At 67.0% G+C, this 20227-nt stretch carries 21 protein-coding genes and 1 tRNA gene; 8 read left to right on the top strand and 14 right to left on the bottom strand.

Annotated features, from left to right (window positions below):
* Nucleotides 1-25: 25 nt before the first annotated feature.
* The 3 genes from EAO27_RS06585 to EAO27_RS06575 form a co-directional block, all read right to left on the bottom strand.
* Nucleotides 26-1420, bottom strand: coding sequence for a pyruvate dehydrogenase complex E1 component subunit beta (locus EAO27_RS06585; protein ID WP_242778506.1), 1395 nt, complete (start codon nucleotides 1418-1420; stop codon nucleotides 26-28).
* Nucleotide 1421: 1 nt separating this feature from the next.
* Nucleotides 1422-2450 (bottom strand): pyruvate dehydrogenase (acetyl-transferring) E1 component subunit alpha, encoded by a 1029-nt coding sequence (gene pdhA / locus EAO27_RS06580; RefSeq protein WP_242780470.1) that lies wholly within the window; start codon nucleotides 2448-2450, stop codon nucleotides 1422-1424.
* Nucleotides 2451-2640: 190 nt separating this feature from the next.
* A complete protein-coding gene (locus EAO27_RS06575) occupies nucleotides 2641-2967 on the bottom strand; it encodes a septum formation initiator family protein (protein WP_242778503.1) in 327 nt (108 codons plus the stop codon).
* A 124-nt stretch (nucleotides 2968-3091) separates the two neighbouring features.
* Between EAO27_RS06575 and EAO27_RS06570 the strand changes: the two genes are divergently transcribed.
* Complete coding sequence (locus EAO27_RS06570; RefSeq protein ID WP_242778499.1) at nucleotides 3092-5023, top strand: S9 family peptidase; 1932 nt, start codon at nucleotides 3092-3094, stop codon at nucleotides 5021-5023.
* 280 nt (nucleotides 5024-5303) lie between these two features.
* Here the strand turns inward: EAO27_RS06570 and eno are convergent, their stop codons facing one another.
* Nucleotides 5304-6578 (bottom strand): phosphopyruvate hydratase, encoded by a 1275-nt coding sequence (gene eno, locus EAO27_RS06565; protein ID WP_242778496.1) that lies wholly within the window; start codon nucleotides 6576-6578, stop codon nucleotides 5304-5306.
* 192 nt (nucleotides 6579-6770) lie between these two features.
* On the opposite strand from eno, the gene EAO27_RS06560 reads away from it, so the two are divergent.
* From EAO27_RS06560 to EAO27_RS06540, 5 genes are all read left to right on the top strand, one after another.
* Nucleotides 6771-7310: a hypothetical protein gene (locus EAO27_RS06560; protein ID WP_242778493.1), complete on the top strand. Its 540-nt coding sequence runs from the start codon at nucleotides 6771-6773 to the stop codon at nucleotides 7308-7310.
* Between the two features lie 14 nt (nucleotides 7311-7324).
* Nucleotides 7325-7777, top strand: coding sequence for a phage holin family protein (locus tag EAO27_RS06555; protein WP_242778490.1), 453 nt, complete (start codon nucleotides 7325-7327; stop codon nucleotides 7775-7777).
* Nucleotides 7777-8169 carry a hypothetical protein gene (locus tag EAO27_RS06550; RefSeq protein WP_242778487.1) on the top strand — a complete coding sequence of 131 codons (393 nt, stop codon included), beginning with the start codon at nucleotides 7777-7779 and terminating at the stop codon, nucleotides 8167-8169. The genes EAO27_RS06555 and EAO27_RS06550 overlap by 1 nt, the downstream gene beginning before the upstream one ends.
* A complete protein-coding gene (locus EAO27_RS06545; RefSeq protein ID WP_242778484.1) occupies nucleotides 8153-8542 on the top strand; it encodes a hypothetical protein in 390 nt (129 codons plus the stop codon). The genes EAO27_RS06550 and EAO27_RS06545 overlap by 17 nt, the downstream gene beginning before the upstream one ends.
* Before the next feature lie 82 nt (nucleotides 8543-8624).
* Entirely contained in the window at nucleotides 8625-8840 is a 216-nt protein-coding gene (locus tag EAO27_RS06540) for a DUF4170 domain-containing protein (protein ID WP_242778482.1), read from the top strand.
* A 153-nt stretch (nucleotides 8841-8993) separates the two neighbouring features.
* Here the strand turns inward: EAO27_RS06540 and EAO27_RS06535 are convergent, their stop codons facing one another.
* The 4 genes from EAO27_RS06535 to EAO27_RS06520 form a co-directional block, all read right to left on the bottom strand.
* Entirely contained in the window at nucleotides 8994-9272 is a 279-nt protein-coding gene (locus EAO27_RS06535; protein ID WP_242778479.1) for an ETC complex I subunit, read from the bottom strand.
* 67 nt (nucleotides 9273-9339) lie between these two features.
* On the bottom strand, nucleotides 9340-11805 hold the full coding sequence (gene hrpB / locus EAO27_RS06530; protein WP_242778476.1) for an ATP-dependent helicase HrpB: 2466 nt from the start codon (nucleotides 11803-11805) through the stop codon (nucleotides 9340-9342).
* The gene (locus EAO27_RS06525; protein ID WP_242778474.1) at nucleotides 11802-12188 is read right to left on the bottom strand and encodes a DUF1801 domain-containing protein; all 387 of its coding nucleotides are present in this window, start codon (nucleotides 12186-12188) and stop codon (nucleotides 11802-11804) included. The genes hrpB and EAO27_RS06525 overlap by 4 nt, the downstream gene beginning before the upstream one ends.
* 9 nt (nucleotides 12189-12197) lie before the next feature.
* Nucleotides 12198-13211 (bottom strand): polyprenyl synthetase family protein, encoded by a 1014-nt coding sequence (locus tag EAO27_RS06520; RefSeq protein WP_242778471.1) that lies wholly within the window; start codon nucleotides 13209-13211, stop codon nucleotides 12198-12200.
* A 104-nt stretch (nucleotides 13212-13315) separates the two neighbouring features.
* Here EAO27_RS06520 and EAO27_RS06515 point away from each other — a divergent pair, with 104 nt between their 5' ends.
* Both EAO27_RS06515 and EAO27_RS06510 read left to right on the top strand, forming a co-directional pair.
* Nucleotides 13316-13603 (top strand): chorismate mutase, encoded by a 288-nt coding sequence (locus EAO27_RS06515; RefSeq protein ID WP_242778468.1) that lies wholly within the window; start codon nucleotides 13316-13318, stop codon nucleotides 13601-13603.
* Nucleotides 13600-14295 (top strand): glutathione S-transferase N-terminal domain-containing protein, encoded by a 696-nt coding sequence (locus EAO27_RS06510; protein WP_242778465.1) that lies wholly within the window; start codon nucleotides 13600-13602, stop codon nucleotides 14293-14295. The genes EAO27_RS06515 and EAO27_RS06510 overlap by 4 nt, the downstream gene beginning before the upstream one ends.
* Nucleotides 14296-14514: 219 nt before the next feature.
* Here EAO27_RS06510 and EAO27_RS06505 read toward each other — a convergent pair whose 3' ends face one another.
* The 6 genes from EAO27_RS06505 to lon all read right to left on the bottom strand — a co-directional run bounded on the left by EAO27_RS06505 (nucleotide 14515) and on the right by lon (nucleotide 20147).
* Nucleotides 14515-15819, bottom strand: coding sequence for a HAMP domain-containing sensor histidine kinase (locus EAO27_RS06505; RefSeq protein WP_242780468.1), 1305 nt, complete (start codon nucleotides 15817-15819; stop codon nucleotides 14515-14517).
* Between the two features lie 113 nt (nucleotides 15820-15932).
* Entirely contained in the window at nucleotides 15933-16598 is a 666-nt protein-coding gene (locus EAO27_RS06500) for a response regulator transcription factor (protein WP_242778462.1), read from the bottom strand.
* 94 nt (nucleotides 16599-16692) lie between these two features.
* Nucleotides 16693-17004 (bottom strand): hypothetical protein, encoded by a 312-nt coding sequence (locus tag EAO27_RS06495; protein ID WP_242778459.1) that lies wholly within the window; start codon nucleotides 17002-17004, stop codon nucleotides 16693-16695.
* Nucleotides 17005-17078: 74 nt separating this feature from the next.
* A tRNA-Val gene (locus tag EAO27_RS06490) sits at nucleotides 17079-17153 on the bottom strand.
* A gap of 163 nt (nucleotides 17154-17316) precedes the next feature.
* Nucleotides 17317-17589 carry an HU family DNA-binding protein gene (locus EAO27_RS06485; protein WP_242778456.1) on the bottom strand — a complete coding sequence of 91 codons (273 nt, stop codon included), beginning with the start codon at nucleotides 17587-17589 and terminating at the stop codon, nucleotides 17317-17319.
* 161 nt (nucleotides 17590-17750) lie between these two features.
* The gene (gene lon, locus EAO27_RS06480) at nucleotides 17751-20147 is read right to left on the bottom strand and encodes an endopeptidase La (RefSeq protein ID WP_242780466.1); all 2397 of its coding nucleotides are present in this window, start codon (nucleotides 20145-20147) and stop codon (nucleotides 17751-17753) included.
* Between the last annotated feature and the right edge of the window lie 80 nt (nucleotides 20148-20227).

Below are 20227 nucleotides of genomic sequence, written 5' to 3'. Positions count from 1 at the left end.
CGAGCGGTTTATTGAAACTAGATTGTCAGGCGCGGTTGCAGACCGCCTTCACCGCCTTGATCACCCGCGGGGTGTCGACCAGCGCCGCCTTTTCGAGGTTGGCGGCATAGGGCAACGGCACGTCCTCGTTGCACACCCGCATGACGGGTGCGTCGAGGTCGTCGAAGCCCTGCTCCATCGCGACCATCGCGATTTCGCTGGCGATCGAGCACACCGGCCAGCCTTCCTCGACGACGACGAGGCGGTTGGTCTTCTTGAGGCTGGCGAGCACCGTCGCGGTGTCGAGCGGGCGCAGCGTGCGCAGGTCGATCACCTCGGCATCAATGCCCTCGCCCGACAGGCTCTCGGCGGTGTCGAGCGCGAGCCCGACCCCGATCGAATAGCTGACGATCGTCACGTCGCGGCCTTCGCGCATCACGCGTGCCTTGCCGATCGGCAGGACGAAATCGGCGACGTCGGGAACCTCGAAGCTGCGGCCGTAGAGAAGTTCGTTCTCGAGGAAGACGACGGGATCCTCGCTGCGGATCGCCGCCTTCATCAGCCCCTTGGCGTCGGCGGCGTCATAGGGCGCGATCACGATCAGCCCGGGGACGCTCGCATACCAGGGCGCGAAGTTCTGGCTGTGCTGCGCCGCGACGCGCGACGCGGCGCCGTTGGGACCGCGGAACACGATCGGACAGCGCATCTGGCCGCCCGACATGTAATTGGTCTTCGCCGCCGAGTTGATGATGTGGTCGATCGCCTGCATCGCGAAGTTGAAGGTCATGAACTCGATGATCGGCTTGAGCCCGCCCATCGCCGCGCCCGAACCAAGGCCCGCGAAGCCATATTCGGTGATCGGCGTATCGACGACGCGCTGCGCGCCGAATTCCTGGAGCAGTCCCTGCGTGACCTTGTACGCGCCCTGATATTCGGCGACTTCCTCGCCCATAACGAAGACACGGTCGTCGGCGCGCATTTCCTCCGCCATCGCGTCGCGCAGCGCTTCGCGGACGGTCAGCTTGACCATCGCGGTGCCTTCGGGAATCGCGGGATCGGATACGCGTTCGGTGGGGGCCGGAGCCTTAGCCGTCGTCCCAGCGGAAGCTGGGACCTCAGGCGTGGGAGCACTGACGGCAGCGGCCCCAGCTTCCTCTGGGGCGACGTCCTTGGCGGGCGCCGCAGGTGCGGCCGCCTCGCCCTCGCCCGTGATCATCGCGATCACGGTGCCGACCTTCACATTGTCGGTGCCCTCGGCGACGAGGATCTGGCCGATGACGCCCTCGTCGATCGCTTCGAACTCCATCGTCGCCTTGTCGGTCTCGATCTCGGCGAGAATGTCGCCCGACTTCACCGTGTCGCCTTCCTTGACGAGCCACTTGGCGAGCGTGCCCTCTTCCATCGTCGGCGACAGCGCCGGCATCTTCAATTCGATGGCCATCTCAATATTGCTCCACCAGCACGTCGGTATAAAGTTCCTGCAGTTCGGGCTCGGGCGCGCTTTCCGCAAAGTCGGCCGATTCCGCGACGATCTGACGGATTTCCTTGTCGATATCCTTGATCTTGTCCTCGGTGATGCCCGCGTCGATCATCAGCTTTTTCAGATGCTCGATCGCGTCGCTCTTGTCGCGCACCGCCTGCACTTCCTCGCGACTGCGATATTTGGCGGGGTCGGACATCGAGTGGCCGCGGTAGCGATAGGTCTTGAGCTCCATCAGCACCGGCCCCTTGCCCGCGCGCACCCATTCGAGCGCCGCCTCGGCCGCGCCGCGCACCGCGAGCACGTCCATGCCGTCGACCTGCATGCCGGGAATGCGGAAGCTCTCGCCGCGGCGATAGAGCTGGTCCTCGGCCGAGGAGCGGTTGACCGAGGTGCCCATGGCGTACTGGTTGTTCTCGATCACGAAGATGATCGGAAGCTTCCACAACTCGGCCATGTTGAAGCTTTCGTAGACCTGCCCCTGGTTCGAGGCGCCGTCGCCGAAATAGGCCATGGCGACGCCACCGTCGCCGCGATATTTGTGCGCGAAGGCAAGCCCGGTGCCGAGCGACACCTGCGCCCCGACGATGCCGTGGCCGCCATAGAATTTATGCTCGACGCTGAACATATGCATCGAGCCGCCCTTGCCCTTCGAGATGCCGGCGGCGCGGCCGGTCAGCTCGGCCATGATCACCTTGGGATCGATGCCATAGGCGAGCATGTGGCCATGGTCGCGGTAACCGGTGATGACGCTGTCCTTGTCGCCGTCGAGCGCCGACTGGAGGCCCACGGCGACCGCTTCCTGACCGATGTAGAGGTGGCAGAAGCCGCCGATCAGGCCGAGCCCGTAGAGCTGGCCGGCCTTTTCCTCGAAGCGGCGGATGAGCAGCATCTCGCGGTAGAAGGTTTCGAGTTCCTCCGGCGATGCGTCATAGGGCGCGGGATCGCGCGGCTGGTCGCGATTGGTCGCGGGAGCTGGGGTGGAAGCGATTTTTTTTGGCGCGGCAGTCTTGCGCGCGGGTGCTTTGGCCAAGGCGATTTCCTTTGCGATTAGCCGTTACGGCAAGGCTCCCTATAGGAGCCGCGCGCCATGTTTGGCAACGTCCGCTTCGGCGCCGCGAAGGCGCAACATTACGTATGCAGCATATCCGCGCCCGCGCCCCGAAAGGGAGTGGCCGCGGCTATTCGGCCGCGTCGGGCTCCATCGGGATCGCCACCTCGTCGGGGTGCATCACGCCCAGTTTTTCGCGCACATATTCGTCGGCAAGATCGGGGTCGACGCGCCGCCGGTCGAGCAGGTTGACGCGGTTCTTGAGCTCGTTCTGCTTCTTGGTGAGATCGGCGAGGATCACACGCTGCTTTTCGACCGACTGGCTGTAGTCGCCCCAGGCATAGAGGCCGGTCGGCCCGAAAATCGCATAGCCGATCATCGCCAGCACCGCGAGCACGGCGATGGTCGGCCCGATGGCCCGATTGACCGATTTCCGTATCTTGTGGCGCTGCGTCATCGGATTCGCTTGAATCACAACTGATTCGCCGGGTCAAGCGCCCAGCGACCGCTTGTCCACACTATCCTGTGGCCGCGAAGCGCCGGCTCTGCCACTATCGCGCGATCATAACAGGGAGATTCCGATGCGTTCGATCCTCACCCTTGTCCTGCTCGCCACCGCCTCGCCGCTCGCGGCGCAGGTCGCGACCCCCGACCGGCCCGTCACCGACCCGCAATCGCTCGCCTCGCCCGCCAATGCGGCGGCGCGCCCGGTGCCGCTCGACGATATCGGCGTGACGCGCTCGCTCTACGATGCGGTGTGGAGCGCCGACGGCAAGACGGTCTTCATCGCCACCGACCTGACCGGCCGCGTCAACATCTGGCGCATGGATGCCGGCGGCAGCTGGCCGGTCCAGCTGACGCAGTCCGACGAGGCGCAGGCGGGGCTTGCGACCGCACGCGACGGCAAATGGCTCTATTTCACGCAGGATGCGGGCGGGAACGAATATTATGACGTGTATCGCGTGCCCACGACGGGCGGCGCGCCCGAGAATCTGACCAACACCCCCGAGCGCAGCGAAAGCGGCCTGCTCGTCGGTCCCGCCGGCGGCCTCGTCGCGCTGTCGACCAAGCTCAGGAGCGAGGGCCAGACCAACCTCGCGGTGATGGACGCCGCCGGCAAGGTCCGCAACCTGACCGCGGAGAAGGACCCCGCGTATAATTGGGCACCCGCGGCGTGGATCGACGGCGGCAAGGCGATCATCGCCAACCGCAGCCTCGTCGACAGTTCGGTCAGCGAAGTGTGGAAGATCGACGTCGCCAGCGGCGCCGCGACGATGCTGCTCGGCAAGGCGAAGACCATCTACGCCGCGACGGGGGCGACCGCCGACGGCGCGACGCTGGCGGTGACGACCGACGAGGGCACCGGCCAGCTCCACGCCGGCGCCTATACCGTCGGGACGAAGAAATGGCGCTGGCTGGCGCCGACCCCGTGGGAGGAATCGAGCGACATCGTCACCCCCGACGGCAAGGCGATGTTCGTGCGCACCAACAACGACGGGCGCTCGACGCTGGCGCGCGTCGACCTCGCCACCATGGCGAAGACCGACCTCGCGCTCGATCCCGGCCGCGCCGCCATCCCAGGCGCGGCGGCGATCTCACCCGACGGCCGCACGATGTTCGTCACCCGCAGCGGCGCGGATTCGCCGACGATGCTCTATGCCTATGACCTTGCGGCGAACAGGGCGGTGCCGGCGGTGCCGCTCGCGATGGCCAGCCTGACCCCGGCGACGCTCCCCAAATCGCAGATCGTGACCTACAAGAGCTTCGACGGCACGCTGATCAGCGCGGTCGTCACCATGCCGTTCAACCTCAGGCGCGACGGCAGCAACCCCGCGATCGTGCTTCCGCACGGCGGCCCGACCGGCCAGTCGCAGGACGGCTTCTCGCGCTTCGCCACCGCCTTCGCGACGCGCGGCTATGTCGTGATCCAGCCCAATTTCCGCGGCTCGACCGGCTATGGCAAGCCGTTCCAGGAAGCGAATTTCAAGGACCTCGGCGGCGGCGACCTCAAGGACACCGTCGCGGCCAAGAGCTTCCTCGTCCAGTCGGGCTATGTCGACGCGAAAAAGGTCGGCATCTTCGGCGGTTCGTACGGCGGATTCATGACGCTGATGGCGATCGGCCGCACCCCCGACGAGTTCGCTGCGGCGGTACAATGGTACGGCATCATCAACTGGCGGACGATGTACCGTGACCAGGACGAGCTGCTCAAAGCCTATCAGCGCACGCTGCTCGGCACGCCCGAGGACAGTCCCGGCGTCTACGACGCCGCCTCGCCGCTCTCCTATATGAAGGCCGCCAAGGCGCCGCTGCTCACGATCCAGGGCGAGAACGACATCCGCGTGCCCAGAGGCCAGGCGCAGGAGGTCCACGACCTGCTGAAAGCCAAGGGCAATGTGGTCGAGACGATCTACTACCCCGGCGAGGGCCATGGCTTCCAGAAACGCGAAAACCAGCTCGACTCGCTGCGCCGCACGATCGGCTGGTTTGACAAATATCTGAAGAGGGAGTGAGGACGAAGGCCCTCGTCGCGTCGCCACCCCGGACTTGATCGGCGGCGATCCCTCGGCTTCCGTAGCCCCTTTATCGTCATTGCGAGGAGCGAAGCGACGAAGCAATCTCCAGCCATCGGCAAAGCGGAGCGATAGCTGGAGATTGCTTCGCTTCGCTCGCAATGACGCCATACGGATACGAGCGGGATAGCGGCCGACCTGATCCGGGGTCCACGCTCGCAGCGCCGCGCAAATGGATCCCGAATCAAGTCCGGGATGACGATGGTCGCGAAGGACGGATTTACCCGAAAATCGCCGCTCCCGGATAGCGCGCCATATCGCCCAGTTCTTCCTCGATGCGGATCAGCTGGTTGTATTTCGCGAGCCGGTCCGAGCGCGCGAGGCTGCCCGTCTTGATCTGGCCGCAATTGGTCGCGACCGCGAGGTCGGCGATCGTCGCATCCTCGGTCTCGCCCGAGCGGTGCGACATGACGGCGGTGTAGCGCGCGCGGTGCGCCATATCGACCGCGTCGAGCGTTTCCGAAAGCGTGCCGATCTGGTTGACCTTGACGAGCAGCGAGTTGGCGAGGCCGGTCTTGATGCCATCCTCCAGACGCGCGGGGTTGGTGACGAACAGGTCGTCGCCGACGAGCTGGCACTTGTCGCCGACAAGGTCGGTGAGCGCCTTCCAGCCCACAAAATCATCCTCGCTCATGCCGTCCTCGATCGACTTGATCGGGTAGTCCTTGACGAGCGCGGCGAGATATTCGGCCATCTGTTCGGGGCTGAGCGACAGCCCTTCGCCGCTGATCTCATACTTGCCGTTCTTGAAGAATTCGGTCGCGGCGCAATCGAGCGCGAGCACGACGTCGGTGCCGAGCTTGAAGCCCGCCTGATCGACCGACGCGGCGATGAAATCGAGCGCGGCGCGCGTCGAGGCGAGGTTCGGGGCGAAGCCGCCCTCGTCGCCGACCGCAGTCGCGAGGCCCTTCGCCGACAGGCCCTTCTTCAGCGTGTGGAAAATCTCGCTGCCCCAGCGCACGGCTTCGGCGATGCTGCCGGCGCCGACGGGCATGATCATGAATTCCTGCACGTCGATCGGGTTGTCGGCATGTTCGCCGCCGTTGATGATGTTCATCATCGGAACGGGGAGCGTGCGCGCCGAGACGCCGCCGACATAGCGATAGAGCGGCAGGCCGCGCGCGTCGGCCGCGGCCTTGGCGGCGGCGAGGCTGACGCCGAGGATCGCATTGGCGCCGAGGCGGCCCTTGTTCGCGGTGCCATCGAGCGCGATCATCGCCATGTCGAGTTCGCGCTGATCCTCGGCATCGAGGCCGATCAGCGCGTCGGCGATTTCGCCGTTCACCGCCGCGACCGCCTGGGTCACGCCCTTGCCGAGGTAACGCCCCTTGTCGCCGTCGCGCAGTTCGACGGCTTCGTGCGCGCCGGTCGAGGCGCCCGAGGGCACCGCGGCGCGACCGAAACTGCCATCCTCCAGCAGCACATCGACTTCGACCGTCGGGTTGCCCCGGCTGTCGAGGATTTCGCGGCCGTGAATGTCGAGGATGGCGGTCATGGAATTTGTCCTGCTGGCGGCGCCGGACGCGCCGGATGGGAAAGGCGCCCGCCTGTTATCGACGCCCTGCCCTTAGTGCAACCGCCGGGGGAGGAATTTTGCGGGGCTATGGAACCATTCACCGGCTGTTGCTATATAATCCTGGAGACAGGGACGGGCCCGCGCGCCCGGAATAAGAGAAGAGGACGAACCATGGCCAAAGCCGCTACTCCCGCTGCCAAGAAAGCCACGCCCAAAGCCCCTGCGAAGGCCGCTGCCACCAAGGCCGCGCCCGCGCGCAAGCCCGCTGCGGCGAAGGCGGCCGCAAAGGACCATCCGATCCGCGACCAGCTCGCCGCCACCGGCGCGACGATCAAGAGCGAAGCATCGAAGAAGGCGGCGTCGCTGAAGGAAGAAGCGTCGGCGCTCGCCAACCAGGCCTCGACGCGCGCGCGCGACGCCGCGACCAAGGGCAAGGACAAGGCGGCCGAAGCCGTCGGCAGCCTCGCCAAGATGCTTGAGGACAGCGCGGGCACCGTCGACACGAAATTCGGCAAGCAATATGGCGACTATGCGCGCTCGGCCGCGTCGACCGTCGCCGGGCTCGCCTCGACGCTCGACAAGAAGGATCTCGACGAACTCGCCGCGGCGACCAAGGACATGGTCAAGAAGAACCCGGCGGTTTCGGTGGGTGCTGCGGCGGTGCTCGGCTTCGTGCTCGCGCGCCTGCTCAAGGGTTCGGGCAGCGACTGATCCGACCCAGCGAGATGCCGTCCGCCAAGCCTGAAACCCCCGCGCCGTCCGAACCGGCCGGCTACGACCGCGTGAGCCACGGCTACGCCCCCGACGGGCGTCCCGTGGACCCGCCGCCGGTGCCGCTCGAAAAGATCATCGCCGATGTCGTCGACAATGTGTCGGCGACGGCGAAGGCCGAACTGGCGCTGCTCGAAGCGCGCGGCGAACTCGCGCTGCACGGTGCAACCTGGACGGCGGGCTGGGGCACGATCGCGGCCTGTGCACTGGGCGTCGCGATGCTGGCTCTCGCCTTCGGCGCGATCCTCGTGCTCGCGCCGCACGTCGGGCCGCTGCTCGCGACGCTGATCGTCGTGGCGGTGCTGCTGCTCGTCGCCGCCTTTGCGGGGTGGCGCGCACGCGCCAGCTATGCCGACATCCGCACGGCGCTCCGCCGCAACCTGGCTGACGAAGGAATCGGCGACTGATGCCCCGCACCCGCACCCGCCTGATCAACGCCGCGCGTCGCTCGATGATCCAGCGCGCCGAACTGCAGCGCAAGCTCGGCATCGCCGGCGACGCGTTCAAGCCCCGGGCGCTCTACAATCGCGGCAAATACCGGCTCGGCGCCAAGGTCGACGACACGGCGGCGGCGGTGCAGAAGCAGTTCAGGGACAACCGCCTGCCGATCGCGATCGCCGCGGCGGCGGGGCTCGCCTGGCTGCTTCGCGAGCCGATCAAGGAGCATGCCCCGCGCCTCGGCCGCAAATTGCGCGATCTCGCCGAGGCGGGACTCGACAGGATACGCCCCGGCCCTGCGCCGGATGAAGAGACCGAAGAATCGAACGAGACGGAGAAACCCGATGAAGCCGCTCAGTAAAACCGCCCGCGAAACCACCGCAAAAGTGAGTGAAGTTGCGCAGAAAACCGCCGAAAATGCCAAGCTGACCGCCGAGGCGGCCAAGGCACGCATCCAGGACGGCTACGGCCGCGCCCGCGCGGCAACGGGCGAACTCGCCGATCGCACCCGCGTCGCGACCAGCGAACTCGCCGCCAAGGGCCGCGAGCAGGCGGGCGCCGCGCGCGAGGCGGCCGGCGAAGCCCTTGAAAAGGGCAAGGCACAGGCGAAGCGCGCGAACAGCAAGCTCAAGGACGTCGCCGAAAAACAGCCGCTGGCACTCGTCGCGGGCGCGGTCGCGATCGGCGCGCTGCTCGGCTCGCTGCTTCCCAAGGGCGGCAACAAAGACGCGTGAGGCACACTTGCCCGAAAGGCGCGGCGCTGGTAGGGGGCGCGGCTTCTCCCCTCCCCCGCGCTAACCTGCAAGGAAAGCCTCGATGAGCAAATTGCACCTCGTGTTCGGCGGACGCGTCAGCGATCCGCAGGGCCTCGACTTTGTCGATCTCAACAATCTCGACGTCGTCGGCCTGTTCCCCGATTACAAGACCGCCGAAAAGGCGTGGCGCAGCGCCGCGCAGCGCACCGTCGACGACGCCGAAATGAAATATGTCGTCGTCCACCTGCACAAGCTGCTGCAGCCCGACGCCGAGTAACGCTCCCCGTCGTTGCGAGCGAAACCGGAAGGCCTATTGAACCGCAGCCCTGAGCCTGTCGAAGGGCGCCTCACCGAGAAGCGCCCTTCGACAGGCTCAGGGCTGCGGTGATGCGCCAGCTCCCCCAACAGGGCAGGCGCAAGAAACCAAAGCTCAGCGGAAATTGTCGGCGTAGGCCTGGATCTTCAGCGTCCGCACCGGCGTCGCGATGACCTCGGCGTCGATCCCGTTGCGCTCCGCATAGGCCACCGCTTCCTCGCGGCTCGCAAAGCCGAGGCGCAGCTGGCGCTGCGTGTCGCCGCTGCCGGCCCAGCCCATCAGCGGGTCGGCCTTGCGCGCCTCGGCGGGCGCATATTCCAGCATCCAGCGCTGCGTTCCGGCGCGGCCGGACTGCATGGCGTTCTTGGGCTTCTGGAAAATGCGGGCCTTCATGCGGATCGTCCTCGATTGGTGCGTCGTCGCCCCTTAGCCGCTGTCGGCACGGGCGGGAAGAGGCATATCATGACCCGTCGCGCCGCGCCTGCGCCGCCTTGGTCAAAAAGGTCGGCCGGGCGTTCGCGGGGTCGTCGGGCCACGGATGCTTCGGATAGCGTCCGCGCATCTCGCGCGCCACGTCGTGCCAGCTTCCGCTCCAGAAACTCGCGATGTCGCGCGTCGTCTGGATCGGCCGGTGCGCGGGGGATGTCAGCGACAGGATGAGCGGCACCGGCGGTTCGCCCACCACCGGGTGCCGTGCAAGACCGAAAAGCTCCTGCACCCGCACCGCGACCTGCGGCCCGCCTTCGGCGCCGTAATCGATCGCATGGCGGCTGCCCGCGGGGGTCAGATACTCCGACGGCGCCCGCTTTTCGAGCGATTGCCGCGCGGGCCAGTCGAGCAGCCCCGCCAGCGCGTCGGCGAGCCGGCCGTCGCCGATGTCGCGCAGGCCGCGGCACTTGCCGAGCAGCGGCGCCAGCCAGATGTCGAGACTGTCGGACAACGCCGCGGTCGACAGCGTATCGATGCCGGCAAAGGACGCGCGCAACCGCAGCGCCTGCGATGCCGCCCCCCAGCCGATCAGTCCCAGTCCCTTCTCGCGCACCGCCGCGAGCCGCAGCGCGACATCGTCGTCGGGGCCCTCGCCCGGCCCCGCCTTGCCGCTGGCGAGCGCGATCGCGCCGAGCCGCCGTTCGCGGCGATGATCGACGCGGTCGGCGGCGGCATCGTAGCGGCTCGCCGAGTGGGCGACGATGCGGTCGGCAAAAATCGCCTCCACCTCGGCCTGCGCGATCGGCGCGGCGGCAAGGATGCGCACCCCCGCCGCATGCCCCTGCGCATCGGCGATGGCGATCCACTCGCTGCCTGCGAGTGGATCGGCGGGGTCGATGCGATAGGCGCGCCCGCCGACGCTCAGATAGTCGCCGCGCTGCCCCGCGCGCTGGCGCGCCACGCGGTCGGGCCAGGCGGTCGCGATCCAGCCGCCGATCGATCGAGCGGTCAGCGGCTCCACGCCTTCGGCGCGCTTCCCGGCCAGGGCCGCCAGGCGGCGGGCGAGCCGCCAGGCCCCTTCGGCGCGATCGTTGCGACTGCCGCGCCAGCGCTGGAGCCGCGCCTCGACATCGAGCCCGCGTCCGCCGAGGCCCGGTTCGGTGAGCAGCACCGCGAGCCGTGCAGCCAGTTCGGCTTCGCCCGTCGCCGCCGCTTCGATCAGCATATGCGCGAGCGGCACGGGCAGCGGGATCGACGCCAGCGCCTTGCCGTGTGCCGTGATGCGACCGTCGGCGGCCAGCGCGCCGATCGCCTGCAACCGCGTCTTCGCCTCGGCAACCGCCGCCGGGGACGGCGGGTCGAGCCAGCCGAGCTGGCGCGGATCGACGATGCCCCAGCTGGCGCAGTCGAGCACGACCGGCATCAGGTCATTCTCGTGAATCTCGGGCGGATCGAACGGCGGCATGCCCGCGGTCGCGGGTGCCTCCCACAGGCGATAGGCGGCCCCGGGCCCCTGCCGCGCCGCGCGCCCGGCGCGCTGCGTCGCCGACGCCTGGCTCGCGCGTTCGGTAACCAGCCGTGCGATCCCCGCCGCCTTGTCGAAGCGCGGCCGGCGCGACAGGCCGGCATCGATCACGATACGCACCCCGTCGATGGTGAGGCTGGTTTCGGCGATGCTCGTCGCGAGGATCAGCTTGCGCCCGCCGCCGGGATCGCGGACGAGCGCCTTGCGCTGGACCGCAGGGTCGATCTGCCCGTGCAGCCGGTGGACGACGAGCGGCAGTCGCGCGTCCTCGACCGCACTCGCGGCGCGCTCGATCTCGGCGACGCCGGGCAGAAAGGCGAGCATGTCTCCCTCGGCTTCGTCGCCCATCGCCTGCCGCACCGCTCCGACGATGCTCGCCTCCAGCCGGTCCTCGGCGCGGCGGCCGATATGGCGGATGTCGAGCGGCCAGCTCTTGCCCTCGCTCTTCACCACCGGCGCGTTGCCGAGCAGCGCGCCGAAGCGCGCGCCGTCGAGCGTCGCCGACATGGCGACGAGGCGCAAGTCGTCGCGCAGCCCCTGTTGCGCGTCGATCGCCAGCGCGAGCGCGAAATCGCCGTCGAGGCTGCGTTCGTGGACTTCGTCGAACAGCACCGCCGACACGCCCGCCAGTTCGGGGTCGTCGAGGATGCGGTTGCGGAACAGGCCGGGGGTCATCACCAGCAACCGGGTCGCGTTCGACTGCTTGCTGTCGAGCCGCGTCGCATAGCCGACCAGGCCGCCGACCGGCGTGCCCATTTCTTCCGAGATCCGCTCGGCGGCGGCGCGCGCAGCCAGACGGCGCGGCGACAGCAGCCACACCGCGCCCTTGCACCACGGCTGGTCGAGGATCGCCGGAGCGACGCGCGTCGTCTTGCCCGCGCCCGGCGGCGCGACGACGACCGCATTGGGCTTCAGCGTCAGCGCCGCCATGATATCGGGCAGCACGGCGTCGATCGGCAGGTGCAGGGTCATGTTCGTGTCGACGGATTGCCGATGTCGAAATTAAGCCGGTACGCCTCCGCCGCGAGCCGTTCGACGACCGCGGGATCGACCTCGGTCGCCTCGGTCATCACCAGGTTGCCGAGCTCATATTTGCCGCTCGCCCTGATCCGCGGCTCGATGCCGCGCAGCCTTTTGCCACGCCAGAAACCGAGCAGCACGCGATGCGCCTCGGCGCGGATCAGGATGCACGGCCCGTTCGCCATGAAGACAAGATTGGTCCATTTGATCGTCTCGTCGAACGCGGCGGCGCGCATCACCGCAGCGCGGAGCATGGTGCAGCGTTCGAACTGCCACCCCGAAAGCGCGGCGATATAGGCGTCGGGGCTTTCCGCCGCTGGGCCCGTCATCGCCATCGCCGCGCCTCAATAAGCGCGCGCGACCGCGAAGGCGACCGCTTCGGTCAGCGCCGACTTCGCCTGGCTGGCGCGGAAGCCGCCGATCGCGTCGACCGCGCGCTGGCCGTAATGGCGCGCGCGCGCCAGCGTGTCGGCGATCGCGTCATGCTTGTGCAGCAGGCTGGTCGCATGGGCGAGGTCCTCGTCCGACGTGCGGTGGCCGACGATCGCGAGTTTCCAGAACTCGCGCTCCTCGGGCGTACCGCGCGCATAAGCGAGGATGACCGGCAAGGTGACCTTGCCGTCGCGGAAATCGTCGCCGACACCCTTGCCCATCGTCTCGGCATCCGAAACATAGTCGATCGCGTCGTCGACGAGCTGGAAGGCGATGCCGAGGTTGCGGCCATAGGCGTCGAGTGCCGCCTCGGTAGCGTCGTCGCGCTCGGCCACCACAGCGGCGATCTTGCACGCCGCCGCGAACAGTTCGGCGGTCTTGGCGTTGATGATCGCGAGATACTGGTCTTCGCTCGTCTCGATCCGGCGCTGCGCCGACAGCTGGTTGACCTCGCCCTCGGCGATCACCGCCGACGCGCGGCTCAGGATCTTCAGTACCTTGAGCGAGCCGTCCTCGACCATCACCTCGAAGGCACGGCTGAACAGGAAGTCGCCGACCAGCACCGACGCGCTGTTGCCCCAGATCAGGTTCGCGGTCTTGCGCCCGCGACGCAGATCGGATCCGTCGACGACATCGTCGTGGAGCAAGGTCGCGGTGTGGATGAACTCGACCGCGGCGGCGAGCTTGCAGTGGCGGCGCCCCGGATAGTCGAGCAGCTTGCCGCACGCGAGCGTCAGCATCGGCCGCATGCGCTTGCCGCCGCCCGCGATCAGATGCCCGGCGAGTTCGGGGATCAGCGGCACTTCGGACTGCATGCGATCCAGAATGACCGCATTGACCTCGTTCATGTCGGCGGCGACGAGCGCCATCATCGGGTCGAGCGAAGGCGGCGTGTCGCCGTGAAGACGGTAGATTTCGGCACTCATGACGCGGCGACCCTTGGCCCCGCAAAGGCCAATTTGCAACGACTTTCGGCTTGCCAGCGCCCCCTGCCGGGTGCCAAGCGGGCCGTGCATAAGAGGAGCCGCACATGGACGACCAACTCAGCCGTTACCGCCAGAGCATCGACAATATCGACGCGGCGCTCGTCTATATGCTCGCCGAGCGCTTCAAGGTGACCAAGGCGGTCGGCGAACTCAAGGGGAAGGGCGGCCTGCCCCCCGCCGATCCGCTACGCGAGGAGCGCCAGATCGGGCGGCTGCGCGAACTGGCGCGCGACGCCGACCTCGACCCCGAATTCAGCGAGAAATTCCTGCGCTTCATCATCGACGAGGTGATCCGCCACCACAAGCAGGCGAAGCGGGAGCAGGAAGCATGAGCCTCGACCACCCGATTTTCGCCAAATGGCCCGCCGCGCATCCCGACCGGCTCCAGCTTTTCTCCGCGCCGACCCCGAACGGGGTCAAGGTCGGCATCATGCTCGAAGAGACCGGCCTGCCCTATGAGCCGCACCGCATCGACATCATGGCGAACGAAAGCCACGACCCCGCCTTCCTCGCGCTCAACCCCAATGGCAAGATCCCGGCGATCTACGACCCCGACGGGCCCGGCGGCAAGCCGCTCGCGCTGTTCGAATCGGGCGCGATCCTGATCTATCTCGCCGACAAGACCGGCCGGTTCCTCTCGGCCGATCCCGCGACGCGCTATGAGACGATCCAGTGGCTGATGTGGCAGATGGGCGGCGCCGGGCCGATATTCGGCCAGCTCGGCTTTTTCCACCGCTTCGCCGGCAAGGACTATGCGGACAAGCGCCCGCGCGACCGCTACGCGACCGAATCGGCGCGACTGCTCGGCGTGCTCGACGAGCGGCTGGCGACGCGCGAGTGGATCATCGACGAAGGCTACAGCATCGCCGACATTTCGCTGCTCGGCTGGGTCCGCAACCTGATCGGTTTCTACGATGCCGCCGAGATCGTCGGGTTCGAACGCTTCGGCCATGTGCAGCGCTGGCTCGACGCCGGGCTGGCGCGGCCGGGCGTGCAGCGCGGATTGGTGGTAACCGCTGCCTGAGGCGGGTTTCGACCGTTAGTCGCCGATAGAGATGCGCACCCCGGCGAAAGCCGGGGCCCAGAATGCCGACACGAACCCGGCGTGTTTCTGCAATGGACCCCGGCTTTCGCCGGGGAGCACGGAGGGCGGACTTCGGTCATTTTCCGTCATCCCGGCGAAGGCCGGGATGACGACTGGAAATGGACGAGTCCGCTTCCCACCCCAAAACCGACCTTTGCCCTACCCCGCCGGCAGTCTGAGCCGCACGAGCAGCCCGCCCAGATCCTCGCTCTCCTCGAGCGCGATGCTGCCGCCGTAGATTTCGGCGACGTCGCGCACGATCGCAAGGCCGAGCCCAGTGCCGGGCTTGTTGCTGTCGAGGCGGACGCCGCGGTCGATGACGCGGACGCGGTCGGTCGGCGAAATGCCCGGGCCGTCATCCTCGACGAGGATTTCGGCCATGCCTCCCTCGCGGCGGACGGTAACGAACACACTGCCCCCGCCATATTTGGCGGCATTTTCGAGCAGGTTGCCGATCAGCTCGTCGAGATCCTGCCGTTCGACGCGCGCGACCAGCGCCGGATCGCCTTCGGCGTCGAGCCGCACGTCGGGATAGAGCAAGGCTACCGCGCGCGAGACGCTGTCGACGCTGTCGCGGACGTTCGCGCGCGCCTGCGTCGACCCGCGACGGCCGACGGCGCGCGCGCGCGCGAGGTGGTGCTCGACCTGTCGCTGCATCGTCGCGGCCTCGCGCCGCACCGTTTCGGCGAGCGGCGAGGTATCGCCCGTGGCGCTGTTGACGAGCACCGTCAGCGGCGTCTTGAGCGCGTGCGCGAGGTTGCCCGCATGGAGCCGCGCTTCCTCGGCCTGTTTCTCGTTGTGCGCGAGCAGCGCGTTGAGTTCATCGACCATCGGCTGCACTTCGAGCGGTAGCGGCGCGACGACGCGGCGCTGCTGCCCGCCGCGCATCGCGGCGATCGCGCGGCGGATGTGACGCAGCGGCCACAGGCCGTAGAAGGTCTGGAGCGCCGCCAGCACGATCAGCCCGAGCCCGAGCAGCGCAAGGCTGGGGACGAGCGTCTGCCGCACCGCGCGGTTCTGAAGATCGAGCGCCTCGCGCGACTGGGCGATCTGGAAGCGCCAGTTGACCTTGCTGCCCGGAAGGATGACGTTGCGTTCAAGCACGCGAAGCTCCTCGTCGGGAAATTGCGCGCTGTCATAGGTGTGGATGTCATTGTCGATATGCGGCACCGGCGCCTTGAGCGTGCGTTCCCACAGCGAGCGCGAGCGATACGGCTCCTGATTGCCGCCGCTGATCTGCCAGTAGAGGCCCGAATAGGGTTCGAGGAACCGCTGGTCGCCGAGCGGCTCGATCAGCCGCACCTCGCCGTCGGGGCCGATTTCCGACGAGCGGATCATCGCGATCAGCACATATTCGAGGCTCGAATCGAAATTGCGCGTGATCGCGCCGGTCAGCACGCGGTCGAGCGCGAACCCGCCGCCGATCAGCAGCACCGATATCCACAGCGCCGCGATCGCGATCATGCGCCGCGCGAGCGAGCCGGTGATCCGGCTCGCCAGCACGACCGGCTTCACCGCCTCCCCGGCGCCGGTCGTATCGATCGGGGCAGCTTCGGCGTCGGCCATGGCCGGCCGGCTCAGCCCTGCGGGTCGTCGAGCTGGTAGCCGAGACCGCGGATGGTGGTGATGATGTCGGCGCCCAGCTTTTTGCGGATGCGCGTCACGAACACCTCGATCGTGTTCGAATCGCGATCGAAGTCCTGATCATAGATATGCTCGATCAGCTCGGTGCGCGACACGACCTTGCCCTTGTGATGGAGCAGATAGGACAGCAGCTTATATTCCTGCGCGGTGAGCTTGACCGGCGCGCCGTCGAGCGTGACGCGGCCCGAACGCGTGTCGAGCCGCACGCTGCCCGCGATCAGTTCGCTGGACGCATTGCCCGACGCACGGCGGATCAGCGCGCGCAGGCGTGCGATCAGTTCCTCGGTCTGGAACGGCTTGGCGAGATAATCGTCGGCACCGGCATCGAGTCCGGCGACCTTGTCCGACCAGCTGTCGCGCGCGGTGAGCACCAGCACAGGAAAATTGCGCTTTTCCTTGCGCCAGCGGTCGAGCACGGTCAGCCCGTCGATTTCGGGCAGCCCGAGATCAAGGATCGCCGCATCATAGGTTTCGGTCGAGCCGAGAAAATGCCCGTCTTCGCCGTCGGTCGCCAGATCGACGGCATAGCCGGCTCCTTCCAGCGTCGCTTTCAGTTGCGGACCCAGCGTGGGTTCGTCTTCGACAATCAAAATCCGCATGCGCACGCCTTTCCTTCGCGCCGGTGGTATCCGGCATCTGTCGACCGTTGTGTATCACCCGCAACGGCCATCGCAAATTGTCGTTGCAGGAATGTCAGGGTTTGCGGCCGACGATCCGTCCGGTCCGCGCGTCGACATAGACGACGACGACCTGGCTGCCATCCATGAATTTGAGCGCATAGACCATTCGCTGCGCGTCGAACTGCGGCCCGCCGAGATAGGTCATGTCGCTGTAAGGCGGGCGCGACTTGACGTCGGCGATCAGCCGGTTGAGCGGAATGACCTTCCCCTGCGCGGCGGCTTCGCGCAGATGATCCTGATCGCGGTCGCCGCGCGCTTCGGCGGGGCTTCCCGCGGCGACGAGCAACAGGGCAGAGGCCAGTGAAGTGGTCAGAGTGCGGAACATGGCCGGATTCCTAATGCGAATGCATTGAATAGGCGATGAATGGGCTGGTCATCCGGGGTTTTGCCCCGGCGCCGTGGTGGGCGCGACAGGGATTGAACCTGTGACCCCACCCGTGTGAAGGGTGTGCTCTACCGCTGAGCTACGCGCCCGTCCCGGACCGAAGCGGCAGCGCCGCGTCCGAAAGCCGGACGTCCATAGCCGCTGCGGCGGCGATTGCAACGGCGATTTTGCCAATAAAGGCCCCTCAAAACAAATCGGGCCGCAGCTTGCGCCGCGGCCCGAGATGTTTTTCACCAAAAGGTAGCGCCAAGCTTAGTTGACGGCATCCTTGAGGGCCTTGCCGGCCTTGAACTTCGGCTGGTTCGACGCCGCGATGGTCATCGTTTCGCCGGTGCGCGGGTTGCGGCCGGTCGACGCCTTGCGCTGGCTGACGGCAAAGGTGCCGAAGCCGACGAGACGGACTTCGCCGCCCTTCTTGAGCGAGCCGGTGATCGCGTCGAAGACCGCTTCGACCGCCTTGCTCGCGTCACCCTTGGTCAGGCCGCTCGAGTCAGCGACGGCGGCGATCAGGTCTTGTTTGTTCATGCCTAAGGAACCCCTGTGGATTGTTGAATGAATGATTCATGGCCCGGAGCCATGGCGCGCCACTAACGATGTTTAGCCATGCCTTGTCAAAGCAAAAAATGGCCGGAAACTCCATAAAATGACGATTTTGCGACGAAGAGTGCGTTCGCTGCCGACCAAGGTCAGTGGCGAATCGCGCTCTCGGGGTCGGTCGCGGTCGCGATCGGCGGCGACGCCGCCAATTCGTCGGCCTCGGTCCACTCGATCGGCTCGACCGGCGCGACGAGGGCTTCGGCCAGAACCTGGTCGACGTGGCTGACCGGAACGATGCGCAACCCTTCGGTGATGTTCTTCGGAATCTCGACCAGATCCTTCTCATTTTCCTCGGGAATCAGGACGGTCTTGATCCCGCCGCGCAGCGCCGCGAGCAGCTTTTCCTTGAGCCCGCCGATCGCCAGGACGCGGCCGCGCAGCGTCACTTCGCCCGTCATCGCAACGTCCTTGCGCACCGCGATGCCGGTGAGCGTCGAGATCATCGCGGTGACCATGCCGACGCCCGCCGACGGACCATCCTTGGGAACCGCCCCTTCGGGCAGGTGGATGTGGATGTCCTTGCGCGCGAACAGGCTGGGCTTGATGCCGTAGGACGGCGCGCGCGCCTTCACGAACGACAGCGCCGCCTGCACCGATTCGGTCATCACCTCGCCGAGCTTGCCCGTGGTGCGCACCTGCCCCTTGCCCGATGCGGTCACCGCCTCGATCGTGAGCAATTCGCCGCCGACCTCGGTCCAGGCGAGCCCGGTGACGGCGCCGATCTGGTCCTCGAGATCGCTGATGCCGTGCTTGTATTTCCGAACGCCCGAGAAGTCGGCGAGATTTTCGGGCGTGATCACCACGCTTTCGATCTTGCCCTCGAGGATGCGGCGCAGCGCCTTGCGCGCGAGCTTGGCGATCTCGCGCTCGAGCGTGCGCACGCCGGCTTCGCGGGTGTAGTAACGGATGAGGTCGCGCAGGCCTTCGTCGGTCAGCTCGAACTCGCCGGCCTTCAGCCCGTGCGCCTCGACCTGCTTCGCGATCAGGTGACGCTTGGCGATCTCGACCTTCTCATCCTCGGTATAGCCTTCGAGCCGGATGATCTCCATGCGGTCGAGCAGCGGCTGCGGCAGGTTGAGCGAGTTTGCCGTGGTGACGAACATGATGTCGCTGAGGTCGACGTCGATTTCCAGATAATGGTCCTGGAACTTCGCATTCTGTTCGGGGTCGAGCACCTCGAGCAGCGCCGAGGCCGGATCGCCGCGGAAGTCCTGACCCAGCTTGTCGATCTCGTCGAGCAGGAACAGCGGGTTCATCGTGCCCGCCTTCTTGAGGTTGGTCACGATCTTGCCCGGCAGCGAGCCGATATAGGTGCGGCGGTGGCCGCGGATTTCGGCCTCGTCGCGCACGCCGCCGAGCGACTGGCGCACGAATTCGCGGCCGGTCGCCTTCGCGATGCTGCGGCCGAGCGAGGTCTTGCCGACCCCCGGGGGGCCGACGAGGCACAGGATCGGGCCCTTGAGCTTGTTGGTACGCGCCTGCACCGCCAGATATTCGACAATGCGGTCCTTGACCTTTTCGAGCGCGAAATGGTCGGCGTCGAGAATGTCCTGCGCCTTGGCGATATCCTTCTTGAGCTTCGACTTCTTGCCCCACGGCAGGCCGATCAGCGTGTCGAGATAGTTGCGCACGACGGTGGCCTCGGCCGACATCGGCGCCATCGCGCGCAGCTTCTTGAGCTCCGCCTGCGCCTTGGCCTTGGCTTCCTTGGGCATTTTCATGCCTTCGATCTTGGCCGCGAGTTCGGCGAGGTCGTCGCCGCCCTCGCCATTGTCGTTGCCGAGCTCGCGCTGGATCGCCTTGAGCTGCTCGTTCAGATAATATTCGCGCTGGCTCTTTTCCATCTGGCGCTTCACGCGGCCGCGGATCTTCTTTTCGACCTGCAGCACGCCGAGTTCGCCCTCCATGAAGGCGAAGACCATTTCGAGCCGCTTGGCGGGCGCGTCCTCGACGAGCAGCGCCTGCTTGTCGGACACCTTGATGTTGAGATTGCCCGCGACCGAATCGGCGAGGCGCGAGGCATCGTCGATCTGCGACAGCTGGACCGCGGTTTCGGCGGGCATCTTCTTGTTGAGCTTGGCGTAGTTTTCGAACTGGTCGACCACCGAACGCATCAGCGCGGCGGTATCGACGCTGTCATCCTCGGCATCGGCGACCGCGGTCACATGCGCGAGCACCGCCTTGTCGTCATTTTCGAGGCCGACGAGCTTCGCGCGTTCCTTGCCCTCGACGAGCACGCGGACGGTGCCGTCGGGCAGCTTGAGCAGCTGGAGGACGGTCGCGATCACGCCGACGTCGTACAGGTCGTCGCGCTGCGGATCGTCTTCGCCCGGATCGAGCTGGGCGACGAGGAAAATCTCCTTGTCGGCTTCCATCGCGACTTCGAGCGCGGCGACCGAGCGGTCGCGGCCGACGAACAGCGGCACGATCATGTGCGGAAAGACGACGATGTCGCGCAGCGGCAACAGGGGAAAAGTCTGGCTCATCATGGCTCCTGGACAAGCGCCCGCGATCGGCACGCCGTCCTCAAAATAGGATGGTCATGGCTAATATGGCGTAACTTGCG

This window comes from Sphingopyxis sp. YF1, assembly GCF_022701295.1.
In the GTDB taxonomy this organism is placed as follows: domain Bacteria; phylum Pseudomonadota; class Alphaproteobacteria; order Sphingomonadales; family Sphingomonadaceae; genus Sphingopyxis.
Note: the sequence above shows the minus strand (reverse complement) of the source record. Positions and strands in the feature narration are given on the sequence as shown.